This window comes from Kineococcus sp. NPDC059986 (genome assembly GCF_040702905.1).
GTDB lineage: Bacteria > Actinomycetota > Actinomycetes > Actinomycetales > Kineococcaceae > Kineococcus.
The window spans coordinates 14,370-31,070 of sequence record NZ_JBFBND010000025.1 but is presented as its reverse complement, the minus strand read 5'-3'; the positions used below and the strand labels follow the sequence as shown (position 1 = coordinate 31,070).

The window sequence follows — 16,701 nt, the reverse complement described above, 5'->3', positions numbered from 1 at the left end:
CGGGCAAGCGAGTTCCCGGGCCGCGGCCCGGGAGGGCGTCAGGTGACGCGGTAGCCGAGCATCCCGACGGCGTCCGCCGCCGGCCGGATCTGCACGGTGTACGCGGCTCCCCCGTCCGGGACGGTGAACGACTCCGCGGCGGTCCCACCGTCGGCCGCGCAGGTCGCGGGGACGGCCTGACGGCTCACCTCGCTGCCGTCGGCCGCGTCGACGGCCACGTCCACCTCCACCGTGCCCCGCCCCGCGCAGACCAGGACGAGCTGACGGTTCCCGACGGCCGCCGCCTGCCCGGAGATGCGGGACGTGTGGCCCTGGACCTGCCAGCCGTCCGGGGTGTCCGCACCGGTCGGGAAACCCGACGCGCCCCACACCGCCTGCGTCGAGGGGGCGGTGGGGAGGGCCGTCGTCAGGACCGCCTGGTCGCGGGCGAGTTCCGCGGCGTGGTCGGCCGGCGCGGCCGACGGGTGCGCCGCCGCGCGGACGGGACCGTGCTGGTCGTGGGAGGTGGACACCACGACCAGCGCGGCCGCGACGAGGACTCCGCCGGCCACCCCGCGCCACACCCTGCGTCCCGGCGTCTTCTGCACGCCCGCGAGTCTGGCACGCGACGGCGGCGGCCGTGGGGTTTCGGGGCAGTCAGTCCGCGCGCCGCAGCCAGACCGTCGTCCCCCCGGCCAGTTCGGTGACCCCGGTGCCCGACGGGTCGCCGGAACTGCAGAGCACGACCTCCCCCGCCGGCAGCGGGACGGCGCGGGTGGTGAAGTTCGTCGCGCAGACCCAGCCGCCGGGCCGGGCGAACGCCACGACACCGTCGGGGCTGTCGAGGGGGTCGAGGTCCTCCCCGCCGACGAGTTCGCGCCGCCGCGCGAGCGCGGTCCGGTAGAACGCCAGCGTGGACCGGGGGTCCCCGGCCTGCGCCTGCACCGAGAACCGCCCGAACCACGGTGGTTGCGGGAGGTGGGCGGGTCGTCCGTCCTCCGGGCCGAACCCGAACGACGGCCCGTCCGTGTTCCACGGCAGCGGGACCCGGCAGCCGTCCCGGCCCTTGGTCGTCCCGAGTGACCGGATCCACGTCGGGTCCTGCAGGACGACACCGGGCAGGTCGGCGACCTCCGGCAGCCCGAGTTCCTCGCCCTGGTAGAGGTAGGCCGAACCGGGCAGCGCAAGGAGGAACGCCGTCGCCGCCCGCGCCCGGCGCAGGCCCCGCGCCTCGTCGGCCCGCGGAGTGGTGCCGTCGGACAGCAACCACGCCGGCAGCGACGTCCCCGTGGGCAGCGCGTACCGGGACGTGTGCCGGACCTGGTCGTGGTTGGACAGCACCCACGTCGACGTCGACCCGGCCGCCCGCGCCAGCGCGAGGTTCTGCTCGACGACGGCGCGGAACTGCGCGGCGTCGAAGTCGGCCTCGAGGAGGTCGAAGGTGAAGGCCTGGCCGAGCCCGTCCGCCGAGGCGTACCGCGGTCGCCGGTGGGTGGGGACGACGGCCTCGGCGACGGCCATCCTCGGCGGGTCGTACTCGTCGAAGACCTTCCGCCAGGCCCGGTAGACCTCGTGGACGTCGTCGCGGTCGTTGAAGGGGTGCGTCCCCTCCGGCACGGTGCCCGCCTCGATCTCGGCCTGCGTCGGCAGGGGGCCGCTGAGGTCCTTCGTCAGGTAGTGCGCGACGTCGATGCGGAACCCGTCGACGCCCCGGTCGGCCCAGAACCGCAGCGTGCGCTCGTGGTCCTCGCGGACGTCGGGGTGGTCCCAGTTCCAGTCGGGTTGCTCGGGGGCGAACATGTGCAGGTACCACCAGCCGTCGCCGACCGGTTCCCACGTCGGTCCGCCGAAGCTGGCGGTCCAGTCAGTGGGCGGACCGTCGTCGCTGTGCCGGAAGACGTAGCGGTCCCGTTCGGGGGAACCGGGTCCCGCGGCGAGGGCCGCCCGGAACCACGGGTGCCGGTCGGAGGAGTGGTTCGGCACGATGTCGACGATGAGCTTGATACCGGCGGCGTGCAGCGCCGCGACCATGGCGTCGAACTCCGCGAGGGTCCCGATCTTCGGGTCGACGTCGCGGTGGTCGTCGACGTCGTACCCGCCGTCGGCCAGGGCCGAGGGGTAGAACGGACTGAGCCACACCGCGTCGACGCCGAGGTCGACGAGGTGGGGGATGCGGTGCGTGATGCCCACCAGGTCGCCCGTGCCGTCGCCGTTCGCGTCGGCGAACGAGCGCGGGTAGACCTGGTAGACGACGGCCTGGCGCCACCAGTCGGCGGCAGGGACGGACGGGCCGGTCACCGCTGCTCGGCCCGGGCGCGCTGCGACCGGGCGGCCTTGACCACGACGACGTCCGCGACGAGCAGCAGGACGAGCACCCCGACGAGCTTCAACGCGGGCGCACCGGTGACCTCGGCGTAGACGGTGAACCCGAACACGAGGACCGTCATCGCGACGAGGAGACCGCCGAACGTCTCCAGGTGCTGTGCGTTCCGGCGGGCGCGCACGACGTTCGTCGTGGCGCTCGGGCGGGGGCTGCTGGAGCGGGGCCTGGTGGCCATGGCGATCTCCTCGTCGTGCCGGGGTGGAGGTGGAGCGGGTGGGTCAGCTCTTCACGCCGCCGGCCGTGAGGCCGGAGACGATCCGGCGCTGGAAGACCAGCACCATGATGATGAGCGGGACGGTGACGATGGTGCCGGCGGCCATGACGGCCGTGTACGGCTCCTGGTGCGGCTGCGCGCCGGCGAAGCTGGCGATGGCCACCGTGACCGGCTGGACCTTGTCCCCACCGAGCTGGCTGGCCAGCAGGAACTCGTTCCAGGCGGCCGTGAAGGCCAGGATCGCGGTGGTGAAGATGCCGGGCGCGGCCAGGGGCAGGATGACCTTGACGAACGCCTGGCCCGGGGTGCAGCCGTCCATGCGCGCCGACTCCTCCAGCTCCCAGGGCATCTCGGTGAAGAACGCCGTGAGCGTGTAGACCGTCAGCGGCAGGATGAACGAGATGTTCGGGATGATGAGGGCCTGGTAGGTGTTGATCCAGCCGATGTTCGTGAACAGCTGGAACAGCGGGGTCACGAGGGCGACGCCGGGGAACATCGAGGCCCCGAGGATGAGGCCCAGGACGTAGAACTTTCCCCTGAACTCCAGCCGGGCCAGCGCGTAGGCCGTGAACACGCCGACCACGAGGCCGACCACCGTGGTGACCGCGCCGATGAAGACGCTGTTGAGCAGCGCGCGGCCGAAGTGGTTGCCGCGGTCGGTGGAGAACGCGGTCGTGTAGTTCTCGAGCGTCACGTGGGTCGGCCACGGCGTCGTGTCGAACGTGAACCCGACGTCGCGGAAGCTCGTGACGATCATCCAGTAGAAGGGCAGCAGACCCCACAGGCAGATGAGGACGACCCCGACGTACGTGAGGACGGCGGCCGGCACGTTGCGGTGCTGGACGACCTCGACGCCGGAGGCCGTGACGGTGTGGCCGCGGTGGGAGGAGGTGCTGCGCGATGTGGTCGCCATCTCAGGCCGCCTTCTTCGTCTTCGGTGCCCGCTGCTCGGTGACGTTCGCGCCCAGGAACTTGATGAAGATGAACGCGACGGCGAACACGATGAGGAACGTCAGTGTCGACAACGCCGAGGCGGCGTTGAACCCCGTCCTGACCTGGTCGACGACCAGCATCGACAGGGTCGACGTGTCGCCGGCCCCGCCGGTGAGGATCTTCGGCAGGTCGTACATGCGCAGGGTGTCCAGGGTGCGGAACAGCACGGCGACCATGAGGGCCGGCCGGACCAGCGGGAGGGTGATGTGCTTGAAGCGCTGCCAGGCCGTCGCCCCGTCCATCTTGGCGGCCTCGTAGACGCTCTCGTCGATGACCTGCAGACCCGCCAGGATCAGCAGGGCCATGAAGGGCGCGGTCTTCCACGTGTCCGCGATGATGATGGCGGCCTTGGGGGGCCAACCGTCACCGGTCCAGAGGATCTCGGTGCCGAGGATCTTGTTGGCGATCCCGTCGTAGGCGAAGATGAAGTACCAGAGCTTGGCGGTCACCGCGGTGGGGATCGCCCACGGCACGAGGACGCTGGCGCGCAGGATGGCCCGGCCCTTGAACTTGCGGTGCATGACGAGGGCGAAGGTGAACCCCAGCAGCGTCTCCAGGCTGACGGCCACGACGGTGAACAGGAACGTCACGCCGGTCGCGGTCCAGAACTGCGACCCCAGGGTCCCCGGCGGGCACGAGAACGCGCCGCTGCCGCAGTCCTGCAGCAGCCAGAGCTTGTAGTTCGTGACGCCGGCGAAGCCGCCCTGGACGAACATGCCGGTGGCGGGGTCCAGCCCCGCGTCCTTCGTGAAGGACTGCGAGACGGCCGAGATGACCGGGTAGAGGATGACGATCGCCAGGAGCACGATCGTCGGGGCGATCAGGACGGCGGCCTTGCGGCCCGAACCGTCGTGCAGGCTCTTGCGCTTGCCGGGGTCGAGCGGTGGCTTCCCCTGCGCGAACTCACCGGTGGCCACACCAGACGTGGTGCTCATGGGTCCTCCTCAGGACTCGGTGCCCGGGGGGCGGGACGTCGCCGTCCCACCCCCGGGTCCAGGTTTCCGGTCACTGACCGCCGGAGATGGCGTTCTGCACGGACTTCTGCATGTCGGACAGTGCGGCGTCCGTGGACTTGCTGCCCGAGAGGGCGGAGAACGCGTTGTCCTGGATGGCCTTGGTGACGGCCGGGTAGAACGGCGTCACGGGGCGCGGGACGGCGTTCTCGATCGACGTCTTCAGCTCGGGCAGGTACGGGAACTGCTGCACCAGCGTGGGGTCGTCGTAGAGCGAGGCGATGACCGGGGCGGCCGAACCCTTGGTCAGCCAGTCCTTCTGGATCTCCTCGGACTGCAGGAACTTGATGAACTCGAACGCGGTCTTCTTGTGGTCGGAGTAGACGCTGATGCCGGCGGCGTGGCCGCCCAGGCTCGAGGCGCCGGTCTTGCCGTCGGTGGCGCCCGGCAGCGGGGCGACGCCGAACGTCTCCTTCACCGTCGAGGAACCGTCGGTCTTGGCCAGGCTGTAGACGTAGGGCCAGTTCCGCAGGAAGAGGAGCTTGCCGTCCTCGAAGGACTGCCGGCCCTGCTCCTCCTGGTAGGTGGTGGCCTGCTTGGGGATGTCACCGTCCTGGAAACCCTTGACGAGGGCGTCCAGCCCGGCCTTGGCCTCCGGGGTGTCGAGGGTCGCGGTCTTGCCGTCCTCGGACAGGATCGACCCGCCGAACGTGTTGATGGCCTCGGCCACGTTCACCGTGAGGCCCTCGTACTGCGCGTACTGGCCGGCGTAGCAGTCGATGCCGTTCTGCTTGGCGATCGAGCACATCGACATCATCTCGTCCCACGTCTTCGGCGGGGTGGGCACGAGGTCCTTGCGGTAGTAGAGCAGGCCACCGTCGGAGGTGGTCGGCGCCGCGTACAGCGTCTTGTTGTAGGTCTCGGCGGTGACCGTCGCCGGCAGCAGGGTGGAGGTGTCGAGCGAGTAGTCGCCCGTGAGCGGCTGCAGCCAGCCCTTGGCCGCGAACTCCGAGGTCCAGATGTTGTCGACGCTGACGACGTCGTAGTCGGCGTTCTTGGCCTGGAAGTTCTGGACCAGGTCGTCGTGCTGCTGGTCGGCCTGGTCGGTCTGCTCCTTGAGCGTGACCTTCTGGTCGGGGTGCGCCGCGTTCCACTTGTCGATGGCGGGCTGGACGATCCCGCTGTTGTCCTTGCCCTGCACGTACGTGATGGGACCGGTGGTGTTGCCGCCCTTGGCGGCGTCGGCGGAGCCCCCGCTGTCCCCGCCGCCGCCGCAGGCGCCCAGCGCCAGGACGCCGGTCGCGGCCAGCGCGAGGGTGAACGAGATCTTGCGGGTGGCGAAGGACGTTCCGGGCTTGCCGAACACGGTGTTCTCCTCTTCGTCGAGAGCAGGCGGGGTCGGACGGTGTGCCGGGCGACCCCCAGGCCGGGCTCCACAGCGAACCCGGTCCGACGGGAGAACTACACACCCGCCGTCCAGGGTCGTCAACGCGCAAGTCGCTTTCACGCAACCGCTTGTGGAAGCGTCTTCGCAGGTGAGGAGTACACAAGCGCTTGTGTTGCAAGTTGGTAACGCACACGATTGTGGGACCCGTTCCGGGGTTTCGAGGGTGGACCGGGGGCCTCAACGGTGGTCGAATCCGGGTATGCCCGCGACGTCGCGACAGCCCTTGCGCAAACCCGTGCCCCCTGTTCCGGAGGTTCGGATGGCCGACGTCGCCGAGCGCGCGGGGGTTTCGCTCGGGACGGTCTCGCGGGCCTTGCGGGGGCTGGAGGGTGTCAGCCCCGGTACGCGGGACCGCATCCGCGCCGTGGCCGCCGAACTCGACTACGTCATCAACCCCGAGGCGGCCGCCCTGGCCGGTCGCGCCACCGGTCGCGTCGCGGTCGTCCTGCACGACCTGCCCACCTGGTACTGCAGTTCCGTCGTGCTGGGCCTGGAACGGCAACTCCGGCCCGTGAACCTCGACCTGCTCGTGCGGTGCGTCGACGACCCCGACGACCGCATCGAGTTCTTCGCGACGATGCCGTTGCGCCGCAAGGTGGATGCGGTCGTCGTGGTCGCCATCGCGCTGTCGCCCGTGGAACTGGGGAAGCTGACCGACGCCGGCGTCCACGTCGTCGCGGCCGGCAGCCACTCCGACACCGTCCCGTACGTGGCCATCGACGACGTGCTCGCCGCGCAGCAGGCCGTGAACCACCTGCTCCAACTGGGGCACCGGCGCATCGCCCTGCTCAACACCGTCGCCGCCTCGGACCGGGCGTGGCAGGCCCAGCGCGACCGGGAAACCGGTTACCGCACGGCTCTCGACGCCGCGGGTGTTCCGGTCGACGAGGACCTCGTCGTCTCCTGGTCTGGTGGTTCCCGCGGCGGCGCGCAGGGCATGGACCGGCTGCTGTCCGGCCGCCGGTTGCCCAGCGCCGTCTTCGCGTTCTCCGACGAGGTGGCCCTCGGAGCCGTCCGGAGCCTGCGCCGGGCGGGCATCGAGGTCCCCCGGCAGATCTCCATGATCAGCATCGACGACCACCCGCTCGCCGAGCTCACCGACCTGACGACCGTGGCGCAGGACCCCGAGGCGCTGGGCCAGGCCGCGGGGATGGCGGTCCTGGACCTCCTGGCGGGGCGGCCCGTCCGCGAGGCAGGCCCGTTCCCCACCCGGCTCATCGTCCGGGGGACGACGGCCCCGCCCTCGTCCTGACGCGCACCCCGGCCGCGACGGGCCTCCGGACACCGGGTCGCGCGAGGCGGAACGACGGGTAGCGTCCCGACCCGTGCACTCCTACAGCCCCCGCGAGGGCCACCGCCTCGCGCACGACCCGCTGAACTCCATCGTGGCCCCGCGCCCCATCGGCTGGGTCTCGACGGTCACGGCCGACGGCACGCGGAACCTCGCGCCGTACAGCTTCTTCAACCTCCTGAACTACCGCCCGCCCATCGTCGGGTTCTCCAGCACGGGCCACAAGGACAGCGTGTCGAACGCGGAGGCGACCGGGGAGTTCGTCTGGAACCTCGCGACGCGTTCCCTCGCGGAGGCGATGAACGAGACGTCCGCGTCGGTGGGTCCGGAGGTCGACGAGTTCGCCCTCGCCGGTCTCACCCCGCAGGCCTCCGCCCTGGTCCGCCCGCCGCGCGTCGCGGAGAGCCCCGTCGCCTTCGAGTGCCGCGTCACGCGCATCCAGGAGCTCACCGACGTCGACGAGCAGGGCGTCGGGGCTTGGCTCGTGCTCGGGGAGGTCGTCCAGATCCACCTCGACGAGTCGCTCCTCGTGGACGGCGTCTTCGACACCCTCGCGGCCGACCCGCTGCTGCGCGGCGGGGGGCCGGCCGACTACTTCACGCTGAGCGCGGAGCAGCGGCTGCGCATGACGCGGCCGGACGCGCGGTAGGCCGCCCGCTCGTACCCTCGAGGTGGAGCTCCGTCCCCGGAACGGAGACCACCCCGAGAGGAGACGCTCCTGGCGCCCGGACGCAGTGGACTCGAGCACGACGAACTCTGCACCACCCTCGAACTGGCCTTCAACGAGCTGAGCGGCCCGCCCGCGGCCGTCCGACTCCTGCGCCGCACCGGCGACTGGCTCCTCGCCCTCGACCGCGAGGGGTTCATCCACCTCGGACCACCCCACCCCGACGACCCGGAGTCCCGTCCCCGCGCGACGGTCGACTGGGAACGGGCCCTGGCGGCGGCCGAGCACGGAGGTCCCCTCGCCACTCGCAGCCTAGGTGCCCGCCTCGGCGACGACCGACCGTTCGGCGTCGAACCCCACGACCTCGACCAGCCGCGGCGCGACCTGCCCCTCCTGCGCATCGCGGCCAGCCTGGCCGTGGGCATTCCGGTGGACCTCCTGACGGAACTGCGCGACCTCGACCGGCCCACCACGGCGTCGGTGCTGGCCGCCGTGAGCGCCTGCACCCAGGCCCACGTGCGGTACGACCGAGCGCGACTGCCGGACGGCCGGATGTCCACCCGGTCCTCGATGGCGTGGGTCGGTCCCCTGTACGACTGGACGGACGCCGACCGCGAACTGCCCCCGTCCCCGGGCGGCGACGGGTGGAGGCAGCCCGAACTCGGGCTGTTCCCCGCCGCCGACGAGGAGGCGGACATCGCCCGGGCCGCGCACGCGAACCCCCACCCGGTAGCCGAACTGCCCCTGAGCGACCACCTCGTCCGCGTCCTCGGGGCCCTGCGCCCCGGGGTCGTGCACGGTCGCCGGGCCTTCCCCCCGCGGCCACCGGCGGACGAGGCGGAGCGGCGCCGCGACGCGATCGCGCGGCAGATGCTGCGGCACGACCGCGACGAGGTGGAGCGGTGGCTCGGGCGGGCGCTGCCCGTCCTGCCCACCGAGGGCCGTGACGTCGAGCTGGTCTGCCTGCGCCACCGCAACTTCTGGGAGGAGGAGGGGGACCACCCCCTGCCCGAGCGGGGCTCCACGATCCCGAACGGGGAACCGTGGCAGCTGTCCCTCGTCCTGGCCTGGCTGCCCGTCGGCGTCGACCTGACCCGGACCACGGTGGACGAGCTGTGGCTCATGGACGACGTCGTGGGCGGCTCGCTCGACTGGATGCCGTGGCCGCGGCCGGCGGGGGGTCGCCGACGGCGGTCGACCTCCCTGCTCGAACCGGCGGGCGGGTACACGGGAGTGACCGTGGGAGGCCGGCACCTCGGGGTGCAGCACTCCCGCCAGGGGCAGACGCGCATCGGCTGGGCCGCCGAGGGGGCGTGCGAGTTCTCCGTGGCGCTGCACGTCCCGGCCGCACCGGTGCCGGCGGTGGAGTTCGTCCTGCGCTGTCGCAACGTCCCGTAGGACCGGGCCGCAGGGGGTGAGGTGCGGCGGGGCCGCTCCGAGTCGTCCCTCACCCCCGCCGGGCCTACTGTGCCAAGGGTGAACGGCCGGAGCCCCGACGAGGTCACCGGAACGGGGCCCGCGTCGTCACTCGGTGACGTCGGGCAGACCCGTCTCGCCGTCGCGCTGCAAGCGGCCCAGCTCGGCCTCTGGGAGTGGGAGCCCGCGACCGGCGCGATCCTCTGGGACGCCCGCAGCACCGCCATCTTCGGTTTCCAGGGTCGGACCGTCACCGGGACCATCGCCGACGTGGACGCGGCCGTCGACCCGCGGGACCGCGAACGCCTGAGCCGTGTCCTGCAGGAGTCGGTGGCGACGGCCGGGTCCGTCGAGGTGGAGTTCCGCACCCGCTGGCCGGACGGCAGCGAGCACTGGGTGAACGCCCGAGGCCAGGCCCTCGTCGACACCGACGGCCACGTCGTCCGGCTCCTCGGGACCAACGCCGACGTGACCGAGGCCCGCGCCGCCGCCCACCAGCAGGTCCTCGACGCGGCGGCGATGGCCGGGCTGGTCGCCGTGGCCACCGACCTCGGCGAGGCCCACACGGAGTCCGCCGTCCTGCAGGTCGTCACCGACCGGGGCACGCCGCTGCTCGGGGCGCAGGCCATGGGCCTGGCCCTCCTGGACCACGACCGACCCGGTGTCCGCACCCTGGCGACGGCCTTCGACGCCGAGTTCCTCGCCGACGTCGCCCACCTGCCTCCGTCGGTGCGGTTGCCGCTCGTGGACACCTCGACGACGGGTCGCTCCCACTTCCTGCCCGACCTCGCCGCGACGGTTCCCGAGTTCCCCGACGCCGCGCACATCTACGCCCGCACGGGGACGGAGGCCTCGGCCTCCGTGGCCCTGCACGGGGCCGGGGGGACCGTCGTCGGGGCGTTGTCGGTGGCGTTCGCCGAACCCCACGAGTGGCGCGAGGCCGAGGAACGTCTCCTCGTCGCGTTCGCCGCCCTCACCTCCCAGGCGCTGCAACGCCTCGCGGCCCGCGCCGCGGAGGCCGCCGCCGGCGCGCTCGCGGCGCGCTTCACCGAAACCCTGCAGAAGACGCTGCTCACGTGGACCCCTCCCGCGCAGGACGACCTCCAGGTCGCGGTGCGCTACGTGCCGTCTTCCCACCACACCCGCGTCGGCGGGGACTGGTACGACGTGTTCACCACGGCCGGCGGGGAGCTGAACCTCGTCATCGGCGACGTCACGGGACACGACCAACAGGCCGCCGCCGCGATGGCGCAGCTGCGGAACCTGTTGCGCGGCATCGCCCACGCGACCGACGCGGGTCCGGCTGCCGTCCTCACGGCGCTCGACCGGGCGGTGGCGGACCTGCGCGTCGGAGTGCTGGCCACCCTCGTCGTCGCCCAGGTGCGCAGCGAGTCCGGCACCGTCCGGATGCGGTGGTCGAACGCCGGGCACCCGCCGCCGCTGCTCCTCGCCCCCGACGGGGCCGCCCGCTACCTCGACGCGGAGTCCAACCTGCTGCTCGGACTGGAACCGGCGACGGTGCGCTTCGAGCACGAGGTCGTCCTGGCCGCCGGGTCCTCCGTCGTCCTCACCACCGACGGACTCGTCGAGCGCCGGGGCGTGCACCTGCAGCGCGGCCTCGACTGGCTGGCACAGGCGACGGCGGACCTCGCCCGTGAGCGCGTCGGACCGGTGGCCGACCACCTCTGCGACGGCCTGCTCGCCCTCACCGGGGAGGACCTCGAGGACGACGTCGCCCTGCTCGCCCTCCACGTCGCCGCCGACCCCTCCGGAGTCACCGCGTAGCCCCCTCGTCCTCGGCGGCGACGGAACGACGCTGGTCACCGGGCCTCCGCGTACCCCAGGCTGTCCGTCGACCCGTCTGGACTGGCCGACCACCGAGGAGCACCGTGCGGATCGCCGGACTGCAGCACGCCGGGACTCCCGGCGACGTCGACGCCAACCTCGCCGTGCTGGACGCCGCGGCCGCCCGGGCGGCCGCCGCGGGGTGCCGGCTCCTCGTGACCCCGGAGATGTTCCTCACCGGGTACGACATCGGGGCGCGCGTCAAGCACCTGGCCCGTGAACCCCTGGAGGAGCGGACCGCCGAGGTCGCTGCGCGGCACGGGCTCGCGCTCGCCGTCGGTCTGCCGCAGCCCGCGGAGTCAGGGGTGGGGGTGACGAACTCGGTGCTGCTGCTGGACGACCGTGGCCGACGCGTCGTCCGCTACGACAAGACGCACCTGTTCGGCGACCTGGACCGCGCGATGTTCGTCCCGGGGCGGATCCCCGTCGTGACGGCGGAGCTGGAGGGGATCCGGTTGGGGTTCCTCGTCTGCTACGACGTCGAGTTCCCCGAGACCGTCCGCGCGGCCGCGCTGGCCGGTGCCGACCTCGTCGTCGTGCCGACGGCGCAGATGGAACCGTTCGCGTTCGTCGCCGAGCACCTGATCCGGGTGCGCGCGTGGGAGAACCAGGTCTACGTGGCCTACGTGAACCACTCCGGGTCCGAGGGCGACCTGCGGTACGTGGGGCGCTCGAGCGTCTGCGCCCCGTCCGGGGAGGTGCTGGCCGTCGCGGACGCCGACGGCGAGGCCCTCCTCGTGGCCGACGTCGACGCCGAGGTCGTCCGTACCGCCCGTCGCGAGAACCCCTACCTCGACGACCTGCGGCCGGAGTTCCGCCCGGGGTCCAGGTCGGCGGCCGATCCGGGCGTTCCGCCCGCACCGGGTACCGGAAAGCTCTAGGGTCTCCCGGAGGACGCCGCGACGGAGCGGCGGGAGACGAGGGGGACGACGTGCGGGGACGAGGGTTCGCGGCGGCGTTGGCGCTGCTGGCAGGGGTCGCCGGGGGTGCGGGGACGGCGGGTGCGGCGCAGGCCGCGGACTGCCTGCAGCCGGCCGTGCAGGCCCGGTGGGACCAGCTCGGCGGGGCGGCGGGTCCGCTGGGTCCGCTCACCGCGTGCGAGCAGCCGACGGCGACGGGGACGTTCGCGACGTTCCGCAGCGGCGCCGTCTACTGGAGCCCCGCGTCGGGCGCCTGGGACGTCTCGGGCTCGTTCCGGGACCTGTGGGCCTCGACCGGCTGGGAGAACGGGTTCCTGCGGTACCCGACGTCGGGGGAGAGCCGCATCGCCCGCGGCGGGGTGTTCCAGGGCTACCAGGGCGGAACCCTCTACTGGTCGCCGGGCACGGCAGCGCACTCGGTGACGGGGTCGTTCCTGCAGCTGTTCGCCTCCCTCGGGTACGAGAACGGTTTCCTCGGCTACCCCACCTCCCAGGAGGTGCCGATCCGCGGCGGGGTGTTCCAGCTGTTCCAGGGCGGGGTCGCGTACTGGTCCCCGTCCACGGGGGCGCACACGGTCTCGGGGTCCTTCCGCGACGTGTACGCCCGGACCGGGTACGAGGGCGGTTGCCTCGGCTACCCCGCCACGCAGGAACTGCCGACCACCGGAGGCGGTGTGTACCAGCGCTTCCAGGGCGGGACCGCGTACTGGTCGCCGGCTTCGGGTGCCCACGCGCTCTGCGGGGCGTTCCTCGAGGCGTACGCGACGACGGGCTACGAGAACGGGTCCCTGGGGTACCCCGTGAGCGACGAGCACCCCGTCACCGGGGGTCTGCGCGTCGACTTCCAGCGGGGTTTCGTCGAGTGGTCCGCGGCGACGGGGGCGCTCGTCAACCGCACGGTCGCCTCCGTGACGGCACCCGCACCGACGCCGGCCCCGCCCAGCGGCACGTACTACGCGAACTGCGCGGCCGCTCGAGCCGCCGGCGCAGCACCCCTGTACCGCGGCGAACCCGGCTACCGTCCGGCGCTCGACCGGGACGGGGACGGCGTCGCCTGCGAGTAGGGCGCCGGCCTCAGCGCAGGTCCGAGGGGTCGGTGTTCGCACCGCACACGACGACGGCGACGCGTTCCCCGGGCCGGGGTTCGTAGGCCTGGAGCCCGGCCCACGCCGTCGCGGCCCCGTGCTCGGCGACGACGCGGAACCGGGACCAGAGGTCCTGCCGCGCCGCGCGGACGGCGTCCTCGTCGACGAGCAGGCTCACGGGCCCGGTGCGCCGCGCGAGGTCGAACCCCAGGTCCCCGATCCTCCGGGCGCCGAGGGAGTCGGCCGCCACGCCCCCGACGGGGACGTCGACGGGTGCCCCGGCGGCCAGGGCGGCGTGCAGGGTGGGGGCCCCCTCGGGTTCCACGGCGACCACGCGGGCCCGGCCCTCGAGGGCGGCGGCGACGCCCGCGAAGAGCCCACCGCCGCCGACCGCGACGACGACGGTGTCGAGGGCGGGGAGGTCCTCGACGAGTTCCAGTGCCAGGGTCCCGGCGCCCGCGGCGACCTCGACCTGGTCGTAGGCGTGGCAGAACACCGCTCCGCGTTCGCGCGCGAACTCCACGGCCGCCTCGTACGCCCGCGCGTACTCGCTGCCCACCGACCGGACGTCGGCCCCCAGCGCGCGCAGCCTGCCCACCTTGACCGCCGGCGCCGTCTCGGGGACGAAGACCGTCGCGGGCACCCCGAGCTCGGCCGCGGCGTGCGCGTGGGCCAGCCCGGCGTTCCCGCCGGAGGCGGCGACGACCCCGCGCCGGGGGTCGAGCTCCCCCTGCTCCTGCGCCGCGAGCTGGCGGTTGAAGGCGCCGCGGGCCTTGAAGGTGCCGGTGTGCTGCAGCTGCTCCAGCTTCAGCCACAGCGCGGGCCCGACCTGCAGGACGGGGGTGCGCCGGACCCGTCCCGCGGTCCGGACGGCGGCGGCGGTGACGTCGGCGGCGGTGAGGGTGACCACCCCGCGATCCTGCCCGGGGGCGGCGCCGCGGCGGACGCCGGGTGGCACCGCTGACCGGAACGGGTGACGCGCGGCTCCACGTCTCAGGATCGGTGACGGTTGCGTCGAGACACCCGTGTGCCGTTCCCGGACCTCGACGCCCTCCTCCGCCCCGCCAGGTCGGCGCTGGGTGACGGTTGTCGCCGGCCGCCGGTGTCGACGCTGGGTCTCCTCCTCGTCACGGCGCTGGCCCAGGTCCCGGCGGCCTTCGCCGTCGGCGGGTCGTGGCCGCTCGTGCGCTTCACGATGGCGCTGGTCGCGGTCACCGCGACCTGGCGGGTGGTCGCCTGGCGGGCCCGGACGTCCGCCGCCGAACGCCTCGTCTGGCGCATGTTCAGCGCCGGGTGCCTCCTCTACGGCGTCGGGGCGGTGGCCACGGCGGCGTGCGTCGCCGTCCCCGAGCTGCGCGCGTTCGCCGACGTCCCCGGGGCGGTCTGCGCGGGGCTCACCTTCCCGCTGGCCTACCGGGCCCTGGTCCGCTGGAGCCGGCGCAGCTCCGGGGTCGACCCCGACGACCTGCTCAACGGGACGAGCGCCGTCCTCGTCGTCGCCGCGCTCATCGGCGCGGGCGTGGCGTTGCACGACGGCGACGGCGTGACCTCGGGGTTCCTGGGATCCGCGGCGTGGCCCGAGCAGCTCCTGGTGCTGCAGAACGCCTGCGTCTTCGTGCTGCTGGGGGCGGCGATCACGGCGGCCTTCACCGGACGGCTGCACCGCGACGTGCGGATCTGGCTCGTCTTCGCCGCCTACGCCCTCGCCGGGTCCGGCGGGCTCGCCGCCCTCGTGGACGGCGGGGCGCGCCCGGCCTGGGCCCTGCCGCTGTGGTCCGCCGGGCTCGTGGCGCTGGCCGCGGCCGCGGTCCTGCGGGCCCGCTTCGAGCCGACGGGGTCGTCGGACCCCGTGAAGTCGACCGTCGGGTCCTTCGTCGTCGTCACGGCCGGGCTCGCCGTCGCGACGCTGGTGCTGCTGACGGGAGCCCCGCGGGGACTGGCCCTCTGCGCGCTCGTGGGCGTCCTCGGGTCGAGCGTGCGCCTGCTCGTCAACCTCTTCGAACTCGCGCAGCTGGCGGTCAGCCGCCGCGAGGCCCTCACCGACGACCTCACGGGCACGGCCAACCGTCGGGCGCTGCTGCGCCACCTGGAGGACCTGCTCGCCGAGCGCGGGACGGACCGGGGGGAGGGCGGCGACCGTCCCGCCGCCGGTGTCCAGGTGCTCGTCTTCGACCTGGACCACTTCAAGGAGGTCAACGACAGCCTCGGCCACAGCGCCGGGGACGGGCTGCTGCAGATGCTCACCCAGCGCATCGCGCCGGACCTGCCGCCGGCCGCCGTGCTGGCCCGCCTGGGCGGTGACGAGTTCGTCGTCGTGAGCGACGACGGCCCGGTGGGCGACCGCGTCCTCGCCGTGCTCGAGGCCGCCCGCCGCGAACCGTTCGCCGTCGGCGGGGTCAGCGTCCACGCCGACCTCAGCGTGGGCCGCACGACCTGGACGCCGGGGTCGTCCGGCGCGGCGCGCACCAACGCCGCGCTCCTGCTGCGCCGCGCGGACAGCGCCATGTACGACGCCAAGCGGACCGGGCAGGGGACCGGGGCGTGCGTCGTCACGTACGACCCCGCCCGCCACGGGGACACGCAGGGCCTGCTGTCGACCGTCGCCGAGCTCCGGCACGCGATCGCCGCCGGGCAGCTCCGGGTCCACTTCCAGCCGCAGCTGCACACCGCCGACGGGACGCTGTCCGGCGTCGAGGCGCTCGTCCGCTGGGAGCACCCGACGCGCGGTCTGCTGGGGCCGGCGGAGTTCCTCGACCTCGCCGAGACGCACGGCCTCATGGACGCCGTGACGCGGGAGGTGCTGCGGCAGGCCGTCTCCCAGCAGGCGGCCTGGCGCCGTGGGGGACTGGCCGTGCGCGTGTCGGTCAACCTCTCGGCGGGCACGCTCCTCGACACCTCGCTGCCGGCGACCGTCGCGGCCCTCCTGGACCGGCACGGCGTCCCGGCCAGCTCCCTCGTCCTGGAGGTGACGGAGACGGCGCTGCTGCGCGAACCCGAGCGCAGCCTCGCGGTCGTGGAGGCGCTGCGGGCCCTCGGGGTCCAGGGCAGCATCGACGACTTCGGGACGGGCTACTCCTCGCTCACGCAGCTGCGCCAGCTCCCCGTCGGGGAGCTGAAGCTGGACCGGGCCTTCACGGTCGACCTGCTCACCGACCCGCGGGTCGCCGCGATCGTCGCCCACACCATCGGCCTGGCCCACGCCCTGCAGCTGCGGGTCGTGGCCGAGGGCGTGGAGGACGAGGACACCCTGGCGGCGCTGACGGGGCTGGGGTGCGACGAGACGCAGGGCTTCCTGCACGCGCGGCCGCTGCCCGCACGCGCCTTCGAGGCGTGGTACGCCGCGCGGTACGGGGCCGTTCCGTCGCCGCGCACCCCCCGCCCGGAGGCCCTCACCGCCGGGGGGTGAGCCGGGACCCGTCCCGCGACATCAAGGTTTCACGGCGGTGAAACACGGCGGAAACACCGGCTCGGACAGACTCGGAGCCATACCTGTCGAGTGACAGGTATC

At 73.4% G+C, this 16,701-nt stretch carries 14 protein-coding genes; 7 read left to right on the top strand and 7 right to left on the bottom strand.

From position 1 onward, the window contains the following. Nucleotides 1-38: 38 nt before the first annotated feature. The 6 genes from AB0637_RS17525 to AB0637_RS17500 form a co-directional block, all read right to left on the bottom strand. Entirely contained in the window at nucleotides 39-587 is a 549-nt protein-coding gene (locus AB0637_RS17525) for a hypothetical protein (protein ID WP_366173845.1), read from the bottom strand. A 49-nt stretch (nucleotides 588-636) separates the two neighbouring features. Continuing rightward, nucleotides 637-2,277, bottom strand: a complete 1,641-nt coding sequence (locus AB0637_RS17520) for an alpha-amylase family glycosyl hydrolase (protein WP_366173843.1) — start codon at nucleotides 2,275-2,277, stop codon at nucleotides 637-639. Next, nucleotides 2,274-2,537, bottom strand: coding sequence for a hypothetical protein (locus tag AB0637_RS17515; protein ID WP_366173841.1), 264 nt, complete (start codon nucleotides 2,535-2,537; stop codon nucleotides 2,274-2,276). Before AB0637_RS17515 ends, AB0637_RS17520 begins: the two co-directional genes overlap by 4 nt. Before the next feature lie 43 nt (nucleotides 2,538-2,580). Beyond that, nucleotides 2,581-3,489: a carbohydrate ABC transporter permease gene (locus tag AB0637_RS17510; protein ID WP_366173839.1), complete on the bottom strand. Its 909-nt coding sequence runs from the start codon at nucleotides 3,487-3,489 to the stop codon at nucleotides 2,581-2,583. A gap of 1 nt (nucleotide 3,490) precedes the next feature. After that, nucleotides 3,491-4,504 carry a sugar ABC transporter permease gene (locus AB0637_RS17505; protein WP_366173837.1) on the bottom strand — a complete coding sequence of 338 codons (1,014 nt, stop codon included), beginning with the start codon at nucleotides 4,502-4,504 and terminating at the stop codon, nucleotides 3,491-3,493. A gap of 70 nt (nucleotides 4,505-4,574) precedes the next feature. After that, nucleotides 4,575-5,807 carry an ABC transporter substrate-binding protein gene (locus AB0637_RS17500; RefSeq protein ID WP_366173899.1) on the bottom strand — a complete coding sequence of 411 codons (1,233 nt, stop codon included), beginning with the start codon at nucleotides 5,805-5,807 and terminating at the stop codon, nucleotides 4,575-4,577. A gap of 421 nt (nucleotides 5,808-6,228) precedes the next feature. Here AB0637_RS17500 and AB0637_RS17495 point away from each other — a divergent pair, with 421 nt between their 5' ends. From AB0637_RS17495 to AB0637_RS17470, 6 genes are all read left to right on the top strand, one after another. Beyond that, nucleotides 6,229-7,221: a LacI family DNA-binding transcriptional regulator gene (locus AB0637_RS17495; RefSeq protein WP_366173835.1), complete on the top strand. Its 993-nt coding sequence runs from the start codon at nucleotides 6,229-6,231 to the stop codon at nucleotides 7,219-7,221. Nucleotides 7,222-7,294: 73 nt separating this feature from the next. Then, nucleotides 7,295-7,909, top strand: coding sequence for a flavin reductase family protein (locus AB0637_RS17490; RefSeq protein WP_366173833.1), 615 nt, complete (start codon nucleotides 7,295-7,297; stop codon nucleotides 7,907-7,909). A gap of 435 nt (nucleotides 7,910-8,344) precedes the next feature. Further along, nucleotides 8,345-9,325 (top strand): hypothetical protein, encoded by a 981-nt coding sequence (locus AB0637_RS17485; RefSeq protein WP_366173832.1) that lies wholly within the window; start codon nucleotides 8,345-8,347, stop codon nucleotides 9,323-9,325. Nucleotides 9,326-9,403: 78 nt separating this feature from the next. Then, complete coding sequence (locus tag AB0637_RS17480; RefSeq protein ID WP_366173831.1) at nucleotides 9,404-11,128, top strand: SpoIIE family protein phosphatase; 1,725 nt, start codon at nucleotides 9,404-9,406, stop codon at nucleotides 11,126-11,128. 104 nt (nucleotides 11,129-11,232) lie between these two features. Next, nucleotides 11,233-12,069, top strand: coding sequence for a carbon-nitrogen hydrolase family protein (locus AB0637_RS17475; protein WP_366173830.1), 837 nt, complete (start codon nucleotides 11,233-11,235; stop codon nucleotides 12,067-12,069). Nucleotides 12,070-12,119: 50 nt separating this feature from the next. Further along, complete coding sequence (locus AB0637_RS17470) at nucleotides 12,120-13,172, top strand: excalibur calcium-binding domain-containing protein (protein WP_366173829.1); 1,053 nt, start codon at nucleotides 12,120-12,122, stop codon at nucleotides 13,170-13,172. 10 nt (nucleotides 13,173-13,182) lie between these two features. Here the strand turns inward: AB0637_RS17470 and AB0637_RS17465 are convergent, their stop codons facing one another. Continuing rightward, complete coding sequence (locus AB0637_RS17465; RefSeq protein ID WP_366173828.1) at nucleotides 13,183-14,103, bottom strand: threonine/serine dehydratase; 921 nt, start codon at nucleotides 14,101-14,103, stop codon at nucleotides 13,183-13,185. A gap of 192 nt (nucleotides 14,104-14,295) precedes the next feature. On the opposite strand from AB0637_RS17465, the gene AB0637_RS17460 reads away from it, so the two are divergent. Next, a complete protein-coding gene (locus AB0637_RS17460; RefSeq protein WP_366173827.1) occupies nucleotides 14,296-16,599 on the top strand; it encodes an EAL domain-containing protein in 2,304 nt (767 codons plus the stop codon). Nucleotides 16,600-16,701 lie beyond the last annotated feature (102 nt).